The following is a 19,140-nucleotide window of genomic DNA, read 5'->3' as shown; positions in this document are numbered from 1 at the left end:
CAGAAAGGCGCCACTATGAATATTTTGCTAATACAACACGCTTTAAACTTACTGAAACAAGCACTAAAAGCAATACCAATCTCATCTCCAACGACTGACGTCGCCTACAATTCAATTAAACCACAGCATAGATCACAAGCCAGACATCAAAACCAGTCAAAAAGGCATTGGGAAGAATAGGGAATAGGGAATAATAGTATAGGGTGATATTCCCCCGTTAACGACTCCCTATTCCCCCATTTGTTCAATGTTAAAAAACAACTTAAGCCGCTTTTTTGAGAAGATAGCCCCCCAAACAGGCACAAATAATCACCGGGGCTAATACCGCAAGCACAGGCGGAAAACCAAAGACCAGGCTGGAAGGACCCAGCAGGTTTTGTATGATCATAAACACTACCCCGGTGATGACACCGGCAAAAACCCTAAGCCCCATACTGACCGAGCGCAAGGGCCCAAAAACAAAGGAAATACCCACCAAAACCAGGGCAATGATTGAAAAGGGTTGCAGTGCTTTGGTCCAGAAGGCCAGGTCATACTCACCAGTATCAAGTCCCTGGTGCTCAAGATAACGGATATAGGCTTGCAACCCTGTAATGGATAAGCCTTCCGGCTTGACAACGACCACTTTTAATAGAGTGGTTGTCAAACGGGTATTCCAGGATTCCACCAGCTTCTCTTCAGTAATAAACCGTTCACCATCAAACCGGCTGTGTTTTACATTTTCCATCAACCAGTGGTCTTGCTGAAAAATAGCTCGCCTGGCAAAAACAGACTCTTGCAAATGCATCTCGTCATCAAATTTATAAACACTCACGCCATAAAGCACACCATTGGGCTCAACGGCATTGAAGTACATAAACTGATTACCTTCCCTGTGCCAGAAGCCCTCGCCAGAGTAAACCCCTTCTGATGATCGTGCGATAGTCCTTCGCGTTTCAGCAACCTGTTCTGAAACCGGCGCTAAATATTCACCTAAAAGAATACCTATGAACACAAGCACCAAGGCGGGCTTGATGGCCGCCCAAACCATTCGCCATAAGGAAACACCTGCCGCTCTCATCACCACCAGCTCACTGCTTGATGCCATACTTCCCAGCCCCACCAAACAACCGATCAGTGCGGCGGCAGGAATAAAGCCATAGATTTTTTTTGGCATTAATAGAACGGTATAGATAAATACATCAAGCACCTGATAATTGGCCCGCATATCATCCAGCTGGGCCAAAAAAGCAAATAATGACTCCAATACCACCAGGCCAATGAGCACAACGGCCATTGCTCCCAGGACATTGATAGCGATATAACGATCAAGCTTGCGCACGTGCACTTCTCCTGTGGGCAACCCTCAACTTCAACGGCCGATAGCAGTAAAAACCCAGTGCTATCGCCAGGTACAGGGCATGAACCCACCACATCCCTAACTCCGGAGGTAAACGACCATCATTAATAGCTCCCCGGCAACTGATCAGCAGCATGATATAGAACAGATACATCAGTATTCCCGGCAATAATTTTGCGAATCGTCCCTGGCGGGGGTTAACCTGGGCCAGGGGAATAGCCAGCAGCACAATAATAGGCACCAGAAGCGGTAATGAAATGCGCCACTGAAGTTCTGCCATATGATCCGCCCCGCCATTCTCCATAAGTTTCCGGGTGGGCATGGCCTGCTCTTTGGTGATTTCTTCCTTAACGTCATTTTCAGGCATTTGTATGCCATAGCTTTTATAGTTAATCGCCCTGACTTCTGGCTGCCCGGGGGTCAAATCATACCGGTAGCCATCCTCTAAAATCAGATAACGTGACTGTCCTTCCTCACGTTTTGCAAGCCTGGCATGATCTGCGAGAACCAGGGTGATTCCTGCGGTATTTTCAGAACGGGTATTACGGTGAGCAATAAATACCTTTTCCATTTTCTGACGGTCATCACTCAGTGATTCAGAATAGGTTGCCCTGCTACCCCCATCTATGGACTGGAAACGGCCAGGCACCATTGTGTCAAACTCAGTGAGGCCATCTTGGGTGGCAAGAATGGTTTCCACCTTTTGAATCCCCATTGGGGCTATATACAAACTCAGCAGTCCCACAAGGATCATCACAACCACAGCCGGAATCATGGTAAGGCCCAGCAACTGATTCTGGCTCAAGCCACAGGCACTCAACACACTCATCTCACTTTCAACATAGAGCCGCCCATAGGCCAGTATAATGCCAAGAAACAGTCCCAAAGGAATGATCATCACCAGGAATTCGGGCATACGATACCCCATGATGGCCAAAATAAAATCCGCTTTTAAGGTGCCACTTGCAGCCTGGGCCAGGTAGCTGACAAAGCGGCCACTCATTAATATCAGCAGCACAACAGACGACACTGCAAACAAAACCTGCAGTATCTGCTTGGTAAGGTATTTAAATATGATAAAGGGCATGCTTAAGCGCCATCATAAGGGTCAATAATCAACAAAACAAAATGGTTGTCCGGATGTAATAGCCTGATCAAGCCAGGATCAAGTTATTTTTTACTATATATTAAAAAAAGACGATAAAAAGCATTCACATCCGTCCTGAGCTCTGGTGAAATAACGAGTTCAACGTAATCCTGCAACTATTATCTCTTAATACGGACAAGTTGTCCTCCTGGAGCAATCATGGAATTTGTTGTAAAAAGTGGTGCCGCTGAAAAACAGAAGACAGCCTGCCTGATTGTTGGTGTCCAGAAGACGTCCCAACTCCCTGCTATGCAGGCTATGGATACACTGAGTAATGGATACCTTACCGGCCTTATTAAACGAGGGGATATCACCTTCAAGCCCGGCCATTCACTCCTGCTTCAGCATGTCCCGGAGGCGCTCAGCGAAAGGTTGCTGATGGTTGCCACAGGGGAAGACGATAAACCACTGACGGTTAGTCAATACCAAAAACTGGTAGGGCATGTCATCAGTACTTTAAAGTCAGCCAATGTTAAAGATGCAGTGATTGCCATTGATGATTTTAAGGTGAAGGGCCAGGAATTATCCTGGATCGCCCGACAGTTTGTGGAAGTGATAGAACATAGTCTCTATCGTTTTGATGACTACAAGAGCGATAAACCGAAAAAAAGTGCTGACGTACTGAAGAAAATCACCCTGTTAACTGACCGCAAAACGGTTAATGCCGTAAAAGAGGCCGTGGCACAAGGCCAGGCGATTGGCAAAGGCAGGAATGTAGCCAGAACCCTGGGCAACCTGCCTGGTAATATCTGCCATCCCACCTATCTTGCCGATGAAGCCAAGGCACTGGCTAAAACCCATGCAAAACTGACCACCAAGGTACTCAACGAAAAACAGATGCATGACCTGGGTATGCATTCACTACTTTCCGTCAGTGCCGGATCAGCACAGGAAGCCAAGCTGATCATGATGGAGTTCAAAAACGGCAAGCGTGGTGCCAAGCCTCTGGTACTGCTCGGTAAAGGCGTTACCTTTGACACCGGTGGTATATCCCTGAAGCCTGGTGCAGGCATGGATGAAATGAAATTTGACATGTGTGGTGCCGCCAGTATTTTCGGCGTTATGAATGCCATTGTTGAAATGGACCTGCCGTTGAATGTTATTGGCATGGTTGCTGCCGCTGAGAATATGCCGGGTAGCAAGGCCACCCGTCCGGGCGATATTGTCAAGTCCATGTCTGGCAAGACCATTGAAATTCTTAACACTGACGCGGAAGGCCGCCTGGTACTGTGCGATGCCCTGACCTATGCCGAGCGCTACAAGCCTGAAGCCGTGATTGATGTGGCAACACTCACTGGAGCCTGTGTGATAGCCCTGGGCCATCACACTACGGGTGTACTCAGTAATAATGACGAGCTGGCAGAAGAACTCCTGAGTGCTTCTAACCAGGCTGCCGATAAAGCCTGGCAGCTGCCCATGGGAGAAGAGTATCAGGAACAGCTGGACAGCAATTTTGCCGACATGGCGAATATTGGTGGCCGTCCTGGTGGCACTATTACTGCCGCCTGCTTCCTTTCCCGCTATGCAGAAAGCTACCCCTGGGCACATCTGGATATAGCCGGCACCGCCTGGGCTTCCGGTAAAAACAAAGGGGCTTCCGGGCGTCCTGTACCTATGCTGGTTCAGTATTTACTCAATAAGCTGAAGTAGTTTTACAGCAAAAGGCTGTCAGTTAAATAACTGACAGCTTTCTATTCCGGCTATTTAACCACCGTCTATAAGCTGCCCAAAGGCTATGATAGAATTACCGCTATGCCTCAAGTTATATTTTATTTACTCTCCTCTGATGCCATGACAGCAGACCTCTTTGCCTGCCGGTTGGCGGATAAAGCCTGGCATGAAGGCTATTCTGTCCATCTTCAAATGGACGATTCAATAGCCAGTAAGCAAATGGATAAATTATTGTGGAGTTGGCGCGAGGACAGCTTTCTACCTCACGCTATCCTCTCCGAAGACTCAGCCCATCAAAAAGCAGCCCCCATAACCATTGGTCATGACGCACAGCCAGACGAACAAACCTCAGGAATGCTGATCAATATGGCTACAACCCTCCCCCGCTTCTATCACCAGTTTCAGCGGATATGCGAGATTGTAACCCAGGATGCCAATAGCACTGAGCTTTCACGAAAAAAATTCCGCATGTACCAGCAGGCCGGCATTAAGCCAAAGACTTATAAGATGTAACCTCCCTGAGCCTGATGATAATAATAGCCCTACACAATAAATAGCACGTGGTCAGTATGTAGCGCCTACTATTTCATCGTCTTTAAGCTCAGGTTGTGACATAACTGGTACACTTGCATTATGTAACCACATTAGAATGCGCCTCTTGGCATTCTCACTAAAGCTAGGTAAATAGGTATCTGAAAACTCACCTATATGCTCTAAGACGCCACTTCTGTAATGTTCTAAACTTTCCTTCAGCTTATTTCCCCTAACGCCCGAAGGAATACAAATACCTTTTTGTTTCTCTATGGCCTTTAAGCAACCAATCATTTCACCGCAGCGAACTTTTCGACCATCCTGATGCGCCAGGCAGCCTTCTGGCCACAACCCGTTTATTACTACCCTGGCACCCTCTCCCATTAACGATGACAGATTGACTGTTCCCCGAAAACAGAACAGACAACCATTATTTCCACACCCTCCCGTGCAACCACCAAGAGGTTCTCCACATCCTCGATTATCCGGATCAAGCCCCATATAGGTCCCACACTGCATGCATGGCCAGGAATCCGCTGGAATCATGTCAATCCTGAAAGTTCCACTGGCACTGGCAAAAAAATAAAGGTTTATTAACTCAACTAATTTTTTATAATCTTTAGCACCCAATTTCATCAATTCTTTTTTTATATTTTCATAAACAGATCGTTTTTCCATAATTGAATATTCTATTTCCTTTTCAATACCAAAACCTTCCAAACCAAAAGAATGATCAAATACGCCACAATCAAAAACACCTATATCATTTATAAAAGAGCAAGAAAACGGGTGATCACCCCCCCCTTTTTTTACATAATATAATACGTCATCCTTCCGATCATAATCATTCAAATACTTCATAAAGAAATCCAAATGCTTTTTTATTTTTTTAGAAATTGATACTGGCAACAAATCAGAAAACATTAGATGTTTCATAATAAAAATATGAGGACGGATCAAACCATTCCAGTCATAAATAGAGTGAATTCTGCTTTCCATAGCCCGCTTCCTCTTCTCTCGAACACTCTCCTTTACCTTGGCAAGCTCTACTTTATCCGTTTCTTTAAGCCATACACCCTCCCATATGTAATCCAATGCCACTATCGGCTCAAACAAGCAAGGAGGGACAAAATTGCTGACATTTGGGAATGTCCTGTCTATACACACTGAACACAATTGATAATCACCACTTTCTCCTCCTTCCTTCATAATATGAATTGTTTTAGAATCTTCATCCCAAAAAGCAACCTTGCAAAGATTACACACGCCCTGCCTGGGCGTTAAAAACACAGACTGCCGCTGAGCCATATCCAATACGTCATCCCCCATCAAGGGCTTACTCACAAAGACATATCCATATTCACCACTTTTACTTCTACTGAACTCCCCCTCCTTTAAAGACACTGAACTAACCCAATCATCACCAGAGTTCTTACCATTTTCAGCACTGGCCTTCAGTATCTTATTGATGACACCCGGCCATATTGCCGCCAGGTTATTGGTAGACTCCTCACTATTGGACGACTTCGTCCTGGCACGTTTTTCTGGAATAACCACCCTGCTTTTATTTTTCTTACATTTTCGCTTTAATAATTTTAATTCATCTCCCTTATTAGCCATATCAGAAGTCGAAGCAGAATCATCATCTTCACCAGACTTAACTTCCATTCTAACAACCTTTATTCTTTGCCCATCAGTAGCTCGCTGTTCCAAATTATCAAAATAGATATAAACCCTCTGTGCATAAACTGAAAAGCAGCAGCCTGCTATCACAGCAAATAAAATCATTTTATTAAAAACAATAGATAATCCAATACCCGCATTCCTGAACAACATTAATAAACCTCCAATAGCGGTAAATCAATAGAAGCCCAGATAGTCTAAACCCTCATTCTTTAATCATCATATCATTTCGAACTGTAGCAATTTCTTATTATTCAAAGTTGCCAATAATACTGTTCGATTCATTATTGCAGTATCTAAACCGTAACCCGTTTGAAAACCGGATAGTTATAGCTTGCTTATCCAGCGAAGCTATTTCTAAAGCGTTCCTACACTAATTTATAAAATTACGGCTTTCTGACTGGACGTGATTTAGCTCAACAGGATATCGCGGTTTTCTCACCTGAAAAACCCAATCTTACCCCTATTTTGATTTACCACTTAGCCATTAGCCCACTGATAAGTGTATAATGCCCGGTTTACTTATCCCCTTATCCACAAGACTTCTGGAATTATGGAAAAGACGTTCAAACCCCACTCCATCGAACGCGCCCGGTATCAGACCTGGGAAGAAAAAGGCTATTTCGCCCCTTCCGGTGAAGGTTCCCCCTACACCATTATGATTCCGCCTCCCAATGTCACCGGCAGCCTGCATATGGGCCATGCTTTTCAGCACTCCATTATGGACGCCATGACCCGCTACCAGCGCATGAAAGGCAAGAATACCTTATGGCAGGTGGGTACTGACCACGCTGGCATTGCCACCCAGATGGTGGTGGAGCGGAAACTGGCTGCGGAGGAAAACAAATCCCGTCATGATCTGGGCAGGGAGAAGTTCCTGGAAAAAGTCTGGGAATGGAAGGAGCAATCCGGTGACCACATTACCCAGCAGATGCGCCGTTTAGGTAACTCTGTTGACTGGGACAGTGAACGCTTCACCATGGACGAAGGCTTCTACAAAGCCGTCCAGGAAGTCTTTGTCAGACTGTACGAGGATAACCTGATTTATCGTGGCAAGCGCCTGGTTAACTGGGATCCCAAGCTTCACACCGCCATCTCCGATTTGGAAGTAGAGAATAAAGACGTTAAGGGCCATATGTGGCACCTGCGTTACCCACTGGCTGACGGTGAGAAAACCGCTGAAGGCAAAGACTATATTGTTGTTGCCACCACCCGTCCGGAAACCATGCTGGGTGACACCGGTGTTGCCGTTAATCCGGAAGACCCAAGATACCAGGCCCTGATTGGCAAAGACATTATGCTGCCCCTGGTTAATCGCCGTATTCCTATCGTTGCCGATGAGCATGCGGATATGGAAAAAGGCACTGGCTGCGTAAAAATAACACCCGCACACGACTTTAACGATAATGAAGTGGGCAAACGCTGCGGCTTACCCATGATCAACGTGATGACCCTGAATGGCGATATCTGCAATCAGGGCCAGGCATTCAATATGGACGGTACGCCCAATACCAGCGTAGATACCACCATTCCTGAAAAATACCAGGGGCTGGAACGCTTTGCTGCCCGTAAGCAGATTGTGGCTGACTTTGAAGCCGCCGGGCTGCTGGAAGAGATTAAGGATCATGACCTGACCGTGCCCTACGGTGACCGTTCCGGCGTGGTTATTGAACCGCTGCTCACCGACCAATGGTTTGTGCGTGCCAAGCCCCTGGCTGAACCGGCTCTGGAAGCGGTTGAAGATGGTCGTATAAAATTCGTTCCCCAGCAATACGAGAATATGTACTACTCCTGGATGCGTGATATCCAGGACTGGTGTATTTCCCGTCAGCTCTGGTGGGGTCACCGTATTCCTGCCTGGTATGATGCGGAAGGCAATGTCTATGTTGGCCGTAATGAAGAAGAAGTCCGGGCTAAACACAGCCTGGCCGAAGACATAGCATTGAAACAGGACAACGACGTTCTGGACACCTGGTTCTCTTCTGCACTATGGACCTTCGGAACCCTGGGCTGGCCAGAGGCCACCGAGCGCCTGAAAACCTTCCATCCCACTGATGTACTGGTCACCGGCTTTGATATCATCTTCTTCTGGGTTGCCCGGATGATTATGATGACCATGCACTTTATGAAAGACGAAGACGGTCAACCCCAGGTACCGTTCAAGCATGTCTATGTTACTGGTCTGATTCGTGATGAACAGGGTCAGAAAATGTCCAAGTCCAAGGGCAACGTCCTTGATCCGCTGGATATGATTGACGGCATCGATCTAGAAAGCCTGGTCACCAAGCGCACCGGTAATATGATGCAGCCCCAGATGGCTGCCAAAATCGAAAAAAACACCCGCAAGACCTTCCCTGAGGGCATTACCGCCCACGGCACCGATGCCTTGCGTTATACCCTGTACTCCCTGGCCTCCACCGGCCGTGATATCAACTGGGATATGAAGCGTCTGGAGGGTTACCGTAATTTCTGTAACAAAATCTTGAATGCCGGTAACTATGTACTGATGAACACCCAGGGCCAGGATTGCGGTCAAAACGGCGGTGACATCGAACTCACCCTGGCAGACCGCTGGATTCTTTCCAAGCTGCAACGGACCACAGCCCAGATTGAAAAGAACATGAGTGAGTTCCGGCTCGACCATGCCTCCCAGAATCTGTACGACTTTATCTGGAATGAATACTGCGCCTGGTATCTGGAGCTGTCCAAACCGGTAATCTGGGATGAAAGCGCACCAGAAGCACGCAAACGGGGCACCCGCCAGACACTGGTTCGTGTTCTGGAAAGCATTATGCGCCTGGCACATCCTTTTATGCCTTATATCACTGAAGAGATCTGGCAAAACATCAAGGAACTGGCTGGCGTTGAAGGTGAAACCCTGATGCTGCAAGCCTTCCCTCAGGCAACCCAGAGCCAGATAGACGAACAGGCTGAACAGGATATTGAATGGCTGAAAGGCTTTATTGTGGGCATTCGTAATATCCGTGGCGAGCTCAACATTGGCCCGGCTAAACAATTAGACGTAATCCTGCGTAACACCTCCAAAGACGACCAAAGCCGTCTTGAGCAGAACCGCACTTTCCTGATGTCCCTGGCAAAGCTGGCCAGTATCAGGATTTTGGGTGAAGGGGAAGAAGCACCTATGTCCACCACCCAGCTGGTCGGTGAAATGGAAGTGCTGGTACCTATGGCTGGGCTGATTGATAAGGATGCTGAAATCAAGCGCCTGACCAAGGAAGTAGAAAAGCTGGCCAAAGAAGTGCTGCGCTTCGAAGGCAAGCTGAATAATGAGCGTTTTATCAGCAAGGCTCCTGCCAATGTTGTGGAGAAAGAAAAAGCCAAGCTGGAGGATGCCAAATCCGCTAAAGCTACGTTAGAGCAGCAACTAGAAGCGATTAGTGCGCTTTAACGCTAAAAGGCATTTGACTAACAATTTAAAATAGCCGATTTTATCGGCTATTTTAAAAAAATATTTTTTATCTCATATAATTACTAAAAAAACAATTACAAATTTAAATTAATCTAGTATCATAGAAGATATTCACATACTACCTAAGTATTGATAGCACTATGAAAGATATCAAAAACAGCAGTGAGAAAAAATCACGTAAAGTTTATTTTCTAAGAAAATCCGTTATTCATAATTAATTTTTTTAGAGAGAGAGCAAAACCAGAAGATAAATGTTTTTACATAACAGGATTTATAGATTTTACCTCTAGGTAGTCATTCTAAACTCCTAGCCAGCTAAAGATAAATTAGACCAGCGTAGCGTTCAACCTGTTTAACTGAATAGCACTTAAGGCTTAAGTTCTATTCAATAATAGCAGATCATACCCACCACCAAATTATTTATCAAAAAACATCATTCACCCTACAGCTATATGGCAATACCATGGGAAATGTAAATAAAAATATTCTACTTGCAATTTTCCTCGTATCTTTACTAATAAGCAAAAATACAATAGCACTGCTAGTTGACTCTATTTCCATTATTGAATTTCAAGAGAATGCACCTGCAATCACAATCCCAATGCAATCAAAAAGCTTGAAAGATCCTAGCATACAAAAAAACGATTGGTTTTTTGAATGGGAAATTACCGAGGAGTTAAAAGCTAGTATAGTAAGTACCACACTTGCATTCTCTGATATTGACACAACTGAGGAAACTTTATTATATACCCAAAGCGCACATACCGGAATAGAGCTAGTTGAAGATAGCCTACAAACCAATTCAAAAAGCATTTCTTTTAAACCTACAACCCTTAAAGGAAAAATTTTCCTTAACAAACCTTTAGATTATGAAAACTGTAAGATTTTAATCAAAACAAAAGGCAGTAATAAAACAGCAGATTATTATTTTTTCATACATGCTGAATCAATGCCAGATGCATTAATACAACACTTTTCTGAAAAATACAAACCCTCTGCAAATTATATCAGAGTGAGTTCAAGAACAACAAAAGCCCTCACAAAAAAACCACCAAGAACCCCTCCAGTTCTTGTTGTCACACCGTTAAAATCGGGTGAAATATTGCCCATTATAGTACAAGGTAATATTGGACAACCTGCTATTTTAACTGGCTCTTTACACAATCAGTTTGCATGGGACTTTTGGAAAAGACCTCTACATCCAGTCCCAGGACTTTTACAAAGAGAGATACCACCGGAACTGACCATAGCTTACAAATTACCTGAAAAAATATATACGCGGTTTCAAAAAGATGCCTTGCATTTATATAAACAACAACAAGAAGCAACTCAACCTCAGAACTATGTAGAATATGACTATTGCGAATGGCCTGATTTATTTTTACAATTGGAGGATAAAATCCGAAAAAGTGTTGATGTGTTCACTATTCAACAAGGAAATTATAGTCATTGGGTTCTCGAAACCATATGTGAAGCCCATCAAGATAAGGAACTATCCCAGACTCAAAAAATATTGCTTGATTTTTGTCAGGAAAAAAGATTATTGCCACAGATGCTTTGGTTTTACAGCTTATACTTTTCCCCCTCAAAACAGACAATAATACCTGATGCAGCAATAACAAAAACCTCAACCAATCATAAAACACGCTATTTTTTGCATAAAGATCATCAAGAAACCTTGACTTCCAGTGATGATAAATATTTTGATTTATATGATTTTGAAGGAACATCAGCAAAGTTAATAACAAGACTAAGTGATATACTAGTTCGTGCAACACCTACAAAAAAAGATAAATTTAAACATCACATTAATTTTATTCGAAATTTATTCAACCTTCTTAACGAAGAGGCACTCGAGAAAAAAGAAATATGCCTAACAGCCCTCCATAACACCTGCAAAAGAGCCTGCCACCCCCCCCTATATCATTCATGGGATACCCGTACACAGACCAATTTGGCTAAATACGAAATAAACGACTTAATTACAGAAATGCTAATGTCTCCATATATCATTAGCTCCCACCATATGAGAGTACTAAGAAAAATAGGTAATGAGTGGTGCGTTCACCTCCAAAAAGGATTAACAAACATTGCCTTAAAATGGGAGAATCAAAGACTAAAAAAACATTTGGCCAGACCACCTAAAAAAAAATTCATCACTAATACGTTTCAAGAATACGTAAAATATATTAAAGAAAACTTCATACCAGAGTCTGTAGAAGTTTCTACGGCAAGGCATTTGCCATCATTAAAAGAAGAAGAATTCAAAAGAGCTCTAAGAAATGCAGAAAATCCTTCAAAATTATTAGATGAATTATGGAATTTACTCGCTAATGAACTAAGGGGTCACTTCGAACCTAACCATGACTTTCAAGAATTTATCTCATACATTATGGTGGCGATCATTCATCAAGGAGACAGCAAACTAGTTGACTCCTACATAGACCAAAGTAACCTAAAACATCACTTAAAATACATACTCAAGAATACAAAAGAAGCTCTACCAGCAAGATCCAACCTAAACCCAAAATATTTAGCGATCGCTGACGACTATGAACACCTTATCCAACAAAACTGTGACAAACGCAATTTTCTCCAATTATTGTTACAAAACTCAATAATTTCTTATTATTTTAACCTAATAGCCATAGCGCTAACTGAATTGGAAAATAGTCATATCATAAATTACAATAATGGCCTGGATTCATTAAATAATACTCTATGCCATCTAAAAAACATCATCACGACAGACCTCAACCCTCAACGTCCTTTTCCCCTCTGGGTATCACAACTAAGTACAATAGCCAATACCCTTTATCAAATAACCCATTGGATTAATCATATTGATCGTGAATTTCAATTTAATCCAATACTAAACATGGAAGCACTAGCGATTTCTTCTCAAATCATTAATCAAGAAATGTTAGTACATTCAAACCCTCTTTTTAATAGCGATCACGTCACTGACTCTCTTAGGGATTTAAATGAACTTTTAGATAATACTTATCAAAGATTACATAACTCAAGATCACAAATAATAGAGAAAAGCGCTCTCAATCCATTAGCTGCACTTTGCGATTATATTAGTAAAAATGGACAGCACAGTAATTTCGGCCATTTGCACTACATATTAAAATTTATAAAGGCAGCTGTTGATCTTAAAAAAAGAGAGGCCTTTGCTGAAAAAAGGGAAGAACGGTACTGGCCTGTAGATCAACAGCTTGCAAAACAAAAGCTTCATTCACCCGTTTTAGCAAAGATTGTTATCAGTTTGCCACAAAAGCTTTTAGGCAAGCTAAAATCATTCAGTGAAGCCATTTTCTGGAAAAAACTACAGTGGCCTTGTAAAGACTGGAGCTGGCAAGGATGGGAACGACCTGTATTAGAATGGAGTAAACCTGATATCGTTCATTTTGTTAATGCATCTGGATGGCTTAAACTTTATGACAATTTCACACATCCTTTGTCGCTAGGTCGAGAACAGCACTCTAACAAGGGTGTGGAAACCATTCCAACTTGCAATAGTATGGTTGTCACTCCAAAAACGATTAATCATATTCAGTTTTTAACTGAAATGGCTATAGCTCTTTGTATTCAAACTACAACGGAGTCTCTTAGCAATACAGATGATGATAATAAAAGGCATTTACAGCATATCGAATCCGTATGGCAAAAACTTATCGCTGATAGTCCAGATCCAACAGGAGCATGTCCAGTTACAGGAAAACTGAAGGCGCATTATAGTACTACTTTTAACTACAGAAATCACTTCCATAATTTGAGTCGAGCCGACCACTATCAGTATGAACATAGCAACAAGAAACAACTATACCCATCTGATATTGTAAAATTACTAATTGATGCAACTGTCAGACAACACAAAATAAAAGAACGCTTATTTGAGGTCATTGACAGCGCATCATCTGATGCATGGAAAGCTGTAATTACAAATTACTTTTCGAATTATGACCTTGATCTGGTTGAAGCACCCAATCTCAGAGCATTTGATCCAAGTGATGTCACCAAGCCCGAGCTAACAACTTTTTTCAGTGGCTACAAACTGCTAAGAGAGTGCTTTCTTGCCGTTGCTACCTGTGACTATGTCAAAAGTACAACATTACATACATTCGAAGAAAATAGTTTTGTTGTTAATATCTTATCTTTACCCTCTATCCCAGCCCCTGAAATAGAAGATGCTCGCTTTACTTGGCTAGCATCTCCCACAACTCTCGAGCCAACACAAAGTAGATTGCGCCGCTGGGTTATGACACCGCTAACAGAATGCCGATTACCCTGGCATACGCTGGTTTCAGCAACAAAAACAGCTCTATTACCTAACCGTTACAACCAAGTGCTATTTGAGTTGTCCTCTAAACTATTTTCCGATTATGTCAATGCCACAGGAACTCATCTTGGTCACCTGATGACCCAGGCAAAAAATCAACATGTCCCAGACACATTAGATGAGCAAATTAAAAAAATACAAAGACCTGAGTCATTTATAAAACTTCAAGAAATCTATTCTGAATATAGAAATAACATGTCTTCTCCAGTTAAGCGAGAGAAGGTTTTATTGAAGATGAAAGCAGTCCTTTCCAGGGGGGGACTGGATTATTACTGGGAAAAAATAGCCAATATGGTCAGACATACTGTTGATTGGTCTGCCGAACAAGATAAGATTGTTTTACCTGTGTACTTGACCTGGAGCATACTGACAGGACTTTATATACAGGATGGGAACCTGATACTGGATCAAACACATCAATTAGAAACAAGAGCTAGTGACTTAGCAAACAGTACAAGATCAGCAGAAACGGTTATGGCTTTAGAGGCAGCTGCCGGAATAAATACCACCCTTCCTCGCATCATTAATGATGCGGGTACATTTAATCCATTAGCATCGGTTACCCAGTGGGCAAATCAAAGCCATGCAATACATACTGAACTGCACCAGATATCTGAAGAAAACCACGGTTCATTTGGCGCAAATGCCAATGGCATCATTAGATTAAATATTGGTTCTACCACGCTTGCGACTGTTACAGGACTCATACAAAGTGCAGGGTGGTTTGGTGACCAATTGTCCATTATGGAAAAAACGCTGCGATTGGAGAAACTGGGTTTAATAACCGGTACTCTTCCAGCGCTTCATTGTGAACATTATTTAAAAATGGAGACAGGCGCAAAATCAATCTATAAACAAACCTGTGGATGCCAATGTCGTACAGACGGGCAGTTAAGCCAAAAAGCCTGTACTGACTCATGCTATGACACCTGGAACCGGGTTCATGATGCGGTGTCATGCATTGCATCATACCCTAACCGTCTCACTGAAGCATGCTTTAGTAAATGCTGTGATTTAAATCAATCTCCATGTGCAAGAAACAGTGCATCAGCCATAGCTTATTGCTGCTGCGGAGGAGTGTGTCTCTCTCCATTTGAAGCAGCCATTGGCTATAATCCTCACCAATATATAGAGGCAGTAATTGGTAGAATGGTGGGAGCTGCGGGAAGATCTATTGGTACTGGAACCCGGACGGTTCCTTATAATACATTTAAAGAAACCCTAAATACTTGTGTAGAGGATTCCAACTACGCAAAATTTGGCCGTTTTGCCGCACTTTTTTTAGATGGTGTGATAGCTGTAGGTGAAATTTCAAAATTTATAGTTCAATCCAATGCTGAAGAAAAACATGATTCAAGCAGTCGAGCCATCTCAAAAATTTATTCGCCTGAAAGATTTAATGCTGCTGACCTAAGCTGTATACAAAAATTTTATGGGACGCAACCAGCATGCTATTTATCTAAAGGACAGGATATTACTCCTATACCCTATCGATCATGTGATAAAACCATGAGCTGTCTCTGTTGTGGCCTGGGATCATTAGGCTTGGGGTATTCTGTTCAACAAGCAGTATTGGGAATTGATAATGTATTTTGTAAGCCACTAAAAAAAGGAATAAAGGCCTTTAATAGATCTGGATGGGCTGCTGGTCGTAATGCCTACGATCAAGAACTAAAAACTGTTGACATTAGCGATAGAACCGTCAAAGAAAAAATACCAGCCAATTCATCCATCTTTTGCTTTTCAAAGTCTTCCAGGCTAGCTGGATCAAAACGTGCTTCTCATCCAGGAAATAATACACAAACAACATTAGGCAATTTAAAAAATGGCGTCACAGGCCCCTGGAACAGGTCTCAAATAAAATCTGGTGATCCTGCAAAAATGACATTTGCAGGTGGCGTTGATGCTGTAGAAGGGTTTGTTGTTGATGCTGGAAATTCCCAGCAAAGCCATTTAAATATGCTAAACACACCCCCTCCAGCACGACAAACCGGACTTAAAATGGTAGAAGCCAGCTTTTATAGTGCGCTACGACAAAGTAAAAACCCCGCAGATCAATACCTTAAAATTATGAAGGAAAAAATTGGCTTATGCGCTTCTGGTGGTCTTATCCAACTTGCAGAGTTCATAGATGCCCACCTGATGCTTGAAGAACAAAACCTTATGAAAGACTGGCGAAATGCCAAGAAACATCTAACCAGTCATCAAGCTCACCATCAGTTTCTAGCCTGGCAGCTTAAAGAACGTACTCAGGGTTTGATACAGATCCACCACAACCCTTGTAGAAACGAAAATTTACACAGTATCAATAGCCATGGTGATTTAGAGCCTCTTTCCATCACTCAAACACTTTCCCAAACCCGTGCAGATCAAGCGGAAGTCGAAAAAAGGATTAGCTCTTTATCAAATATAAACCTTAGAAAAAGAAGTACCCTGGTAGAAGTATTTCCGCTATTACTCCAACTGGATCAGTATAAAGGCGGATTTATGAGCTATTTTATGGCGCAACCCGCTGTAAAAGTACTTTCAGGAAATACAAAGCCACATCAAGATTAGTATGAAGCTAAAAATAACCTAAGTTACCAATAAAAACACTTCCCCTACTCTTACCTTGAAGAGTAGGGATTTTTTTACTTAATTCTTAAAGCCTCTGCCTCAATCTTCTTCTTCCAAATCTGCGGTCCGGTGATATGTACTGAATCCCCGGTATGATCAACCGCTACCGTTACGGGCATATCTTCCACATCAAACTCGTAGATGGCTTCCATTCCCAGTTCAGGGAAAGCCACCACATCCGCTTTTTTAACGGCCTGGGAAACCAGGTAGGCTGCACCGCCCACAGCAATCAGATAGACTGACTCATTATCACGGATGGCCTCAATGGCCGCTGGCCCACGTTCAGCCTTGCCAATCATACCGGACAGGCCGGTTTCTTCCAGCAAGGTGCGGGTAAACTTATCCATTCGAGTAGAGGTGGTTGGACCCGCAGGACCAACCACTTCATCACGAACCGGGTCAACCGGCCCTACGTAGTAGATAAAGCGGCCTTTAAGATCCACAGGCAGCTCTTCTCCTTTGGCCAGCATATCAATAATACGCTTATGGGCTGCATCCCGACCGGTCAACAGTTTACCGGACAGTAAAATAGTATCGCCGGGCTTCCAGCTTTTTATTTCATCATGGGTAACGGTATCCAGATTGACTTTCAGGACACTATCATCCACCTCCTGAACGATCTGGGGATAATCCTCTAACAGGGGGGGCGTTAATACCGCAGGGCCTGAGCCATCCAGGGTAAAGTGGATATGGCGGGTAGCGGCACAGTTCGGAATCATGGCAACCGGCAAAGAGGCGGCATGGGTTGGATAATCCTTGATTTTTACATCCAGCACCGTAGTCAGGCCACCCAATCCCTGGGCACCAATACCCAGACTGTTCACTGCATCAAAAATTTCCAGGCGCAGCTCCTCGATTCTATTATCCGGGCCACGATCCCTTAACTCATGGATATCCACAGGATCCATCAATGACTCTTTTGCCAGAATCGCAGCCTTTTCAGCCGTGCCTCCAATACCAATGCCCAGCATACCTGGAGGGCACCAGCCTGCTCCCATTGTCGGGACAGTTTTCCTGACCCAATCCACAATATTGTCAGAGGGATTAAGCATAGCCAGCTTGGATTTATTCTCGGAGCCTCCCCCTTTAGCCGCAATATCAACTTCTACTTTATCACCCGGTACCATACTGATATGAATCACCGCTGGCGTGTTATCCCTGGTATTTTTTCTGGCACCCGCCGGATCAGCAAGAATGGAAGCCCTGAGAACATTGTCTGGATGGGTATAGGCCTGGCGAACCCCTTCATTAATCAGCTCATCAATGGTTCTGTCTGTTTCAAAGCGGGCATTCATACCAATTCGGAGAAAAGCAGTGACAATGCCCGTATCCTGACAAACCGGGCGCTTGCCCATGGCACACATCCTGGAGTTAATCAGAATCTGGGCCATGGCATCCTTAGCCGCTTTCGAGGGTTCGTTTTCCCATGCCTTATGAACAGCCTGGATAAAATCAACAGGATGATAATAGGAGATAAACTGAAGCGCTTCCGCTACACTCTGAACAACATCTTCTTCACGAATTACATTCATCAACGTATTCCTTCACCCATGGTATTGACGCCAACCTTATTTCTGATTATAAGCTTAAAGACAACTTAAGGGCTTTTTAAACATAGCCTGTTTATCACCCGGAATGATGAAATGAGTACTTCTTTTCTTCAAGCCCTTCCAGCCTGAAATTATACCAACCGTTTCAGGGGGAAACATTGATAAACAACAAATTTCGTAACTCTTCATCTATGACAGGATAAAAAAACAAGTTATGGAACCCATTTGAATATGCCCTATATTAATATCTTTGGTCATTCCTGCCAGCTTGATAAGGATGAAAACCTTCTCGATGGCCTGTTAAGACAGGGAATAAGGATTCCCTACTCCTGTCGCGCCGGTGTCTGCCACTCCTGCCTGCTTAAATTGAAAAGCGGCCTGCCTCCTGAAGGAAGCCAGCGTTCCTTAACCCCTCTGCAAATAAAAAAAGGGTATATTCTTGCCTGCCAAAGTACCGTGTCAGAAAATCTTGATATCGAATATATTCAACGGGATGAGATGCCTGCCACAATTATTGCAAAGGAAATGTTAACCCCCACCCGCATACTGTTGACTTTAACCACCCGCTTTCCTGTCGCCACTGATACCTTATCCTCTTCCCTGTTGCTTAGCCTGTGCTTTGCTGACAACCTCACTGGTCACTTCCCTGTGGAAAGCGTATCCGGTGAGAGTAATGAGATAAAAATAGCCCTGGAAAGAAAAGCCGGAGACCCCCTGAGTGCCTGGATATACGAACATGCAACACCCGGCGTCCAACTAATGATCAAAATCATCGAAAATAGCAATGACTGATCCCAGGATTTTCTCACTTTATATTTCCTGCTAGGC

The 19,140-nt window shown here is 43.4% G+C and carries 9 protein-coding genes; 5 read left to right on the top strand and 4 right to left on the bottom strand.

Translation table 11 applies throughout. The features are described from left to right. Window positions 1-262: 262 nt before the first annotated feature. On the bottom strand, window positions 263-1,321 hold the full coding sequence (gene lptG, locus MJ595_RS14675; RefSeq protein WP_263078708.1) for an LPS export ABC transporter permease LptG: 1,059 nt from the start codon (window positions 1,319-1,321) through the stop codon (window positions 263-265). Beyond that, window positions 1,308-2,426, bottom strand: a complete 1,119-nt coding sequence (gene lptF, locus MJ595_RS14670) for an LPS export ABC transporter permease LptF (RefSeq protein WP_263078706.1) — start codon at window positions 2,424-2,426, stop codon at window positions 1,308-1,310. Before lptF ends, lptG begins: the two co-directional genes overlap by 14 nt. Before the next feature lie 219 nt (window positions 2,427-2,645). Between lptF and MJ595_RS14665 the strand changes: the two genes are divergently transcribed. Together MJ595_RS14665 and MJ595_RS14660 are read left to right on the top strand one after the other, a co-directional pair. Next, the gene (locus tag MJ595_RS14665) at window positions 2,646-4,136 is read left to right on the top strand and encodes a leucyl aminopeptidase (RefSeq protein WP_263078704.1); all 1,491 of its coding nucleotides are present in this window, start codon (window positions 2,646-2,648) and stop codon (window positions 4,134-4,136) included. A 102-nt stretch (window positions 4,137-4,238) separates the two neighbouring features. Further along, window positions 4,239-4,670, top strand: coding sequence for a DNA polymerase III subunit chi (locus MJ595_RS14660; protein ID WP_263078703.1), 432 nt, complete (start codon window positions 4,239-4,241; stop codon window positions 4,668-4,670). A 51-nt stretch (window positions 4,671-4,721) separates the two neighbouring features. On the opposite strand, the gene MJ595_RS14655 is transcribed toward MJ595_RS14660, so the two are convergent. Next, window positions 4,722-6,524 carry a hypothetical protein gene (locus tag MJ595_RS14655; RefSeq protein WP_263078702.1) on the bottom strand — a complete coding sequence of 601 codons (1,803 nt, stop codon included), beginning with the start codon at window positions 6,522-6,524 and terminating at the stop codon, window positions 4,722-4,724. A gap of 400 nt (window positions 6,525-6,924) precedes the next feature. Here MJ595_RS14655 and MJ595_RS14650 point away from each other — a divergent pair, with 400 nt between their 5' ends. Further along, a complete protein-coding gene (locus tag MJ595_RS14650) occupies window positions 6,925-9,780 on the top strand; it encodes a valine--tRNA ligase (protein WP_263078701.1) in 2,856 nt (951 codons plus the stop codon). 484 nt (window positions 9,781-10,264) lie between these two features. Beyond that, on the top strand, window positions 10,265-16,702 hold the full coding sequence (locus MJ595_RS14645; protein ID WP_263078699.1) for a hypothetical protein: 6,438 nt from the start codon (window positions 10,265-10,267) through the stop codon (window positions 16,700-16,702). A gap of 74 nt (window positions 16,703-16,776) precedes the next feature. Here MJ595_RS14645 and MJ595_RS14640 read toward each other — a convergent pair whose 3' ends face one another. Further along, entirely contained in the window at window positions 16,777-18,294 is a 1,518-nt protein-coding gene (locus tag MJ595_RS14640) for a fumarate hydratase (protein ID WP_263078698.1), read from the bottom strand. A gap of 249 nt (window positions 18,295-18,543) precedes the next feature. Between MJ595_RS14640 and MJ595_RS14635 the strand changes: the two genes are divergently transcribed. Beyond that, the gene (locus tag MJ595_RS14635) at window positions 18,544-19,104 is read left to right on the top strand and encodes a 2Fe-2S iron-sulfur cluster-binding protein (RefSeq protein ID WP_263078697.1); all 561 of its coding nucleotides are present in this window, start codon (window positions 18,544-18,546) and stop codon (window positions 19,102-19,104) included. Window positions 19,105-19,140 lie beyond the last annotated feature (36 nt).

It is taken from the genome of Endozoicomonas sp. Mp262, from assembly GCF_025643335.1.
Taxonomy (GTDB): Bacteria; Pseudomonadota; Gammaproteobacteria; order Pseudomonadales; family Endozoicomonadaceae; genus Endonucleibacter.
This window is presented reverse-complemented; position numbering and strand designations above follow the sequence as displayed.

What these genes read in the sequence shown, in the direction of transcription:
- lptF (WP_263078706.1), bottom strand. Translation starts at nt 2,426, where the DNA reads ATGCCCTTTATCATATTTAAATACCTTACCAAGCAGATACTGCAGGTT.
- MJ595_RS14665 (WP_263078704.1), top strand. Translation starts at nt 2,646, where the DNA reads ATGGAATTTGTTGTAAAAAGTGGTGCCGCTGAAAAACAGAAGACAGCC.
- MJ595_RS14660 (WP_263078703.1), top strand. Translation starts at nt 4,239, where the DNA reads ATGCCTCAAGTTATATTTTATTTACTCTCCTCTGATGCCATGACAGCA.
- MJ595_RS14655 (WP_263078702.1), bottom strand. Translation starts at nt 6,524, where the DNA reads ATGTTGTTCAGGAATGCGGGTATTGGATTATCTATTGTTTTTAATAAA.
- MJ595_RS14650 (WP_263078701.1), top strand. Translation starts at nt 6,925, where the DNA reads ATGGAAAAGACGTTCAAACCCCACTCCATCGAACGCGCCCGGTATCAG.
- MJ595_RS14645 (WP_263078699.1), top strand. Translation starts at nt 10,265, where the DNA reads ATGGGAAATGTAAATAAAAATATTCTACTTGCAATTTTCCTCGTATCT.
- MJ595_RS14640 (WP_263078698.1), bottom strand. Translation starts at nt 18,294, where the DNA reads ATGAATGTAATTCGTGAAGAAGATGTTGTTCAGAGTGTAGCGGAAGCG.
- MJ595_RS14635 (WP_263078697.1), top strand. Translation starts at nt 18,544, where the DNA reads ATGCCCTATATTAATATCTTTGGTCATTCCTGCCAGCTTGATAAGGAT.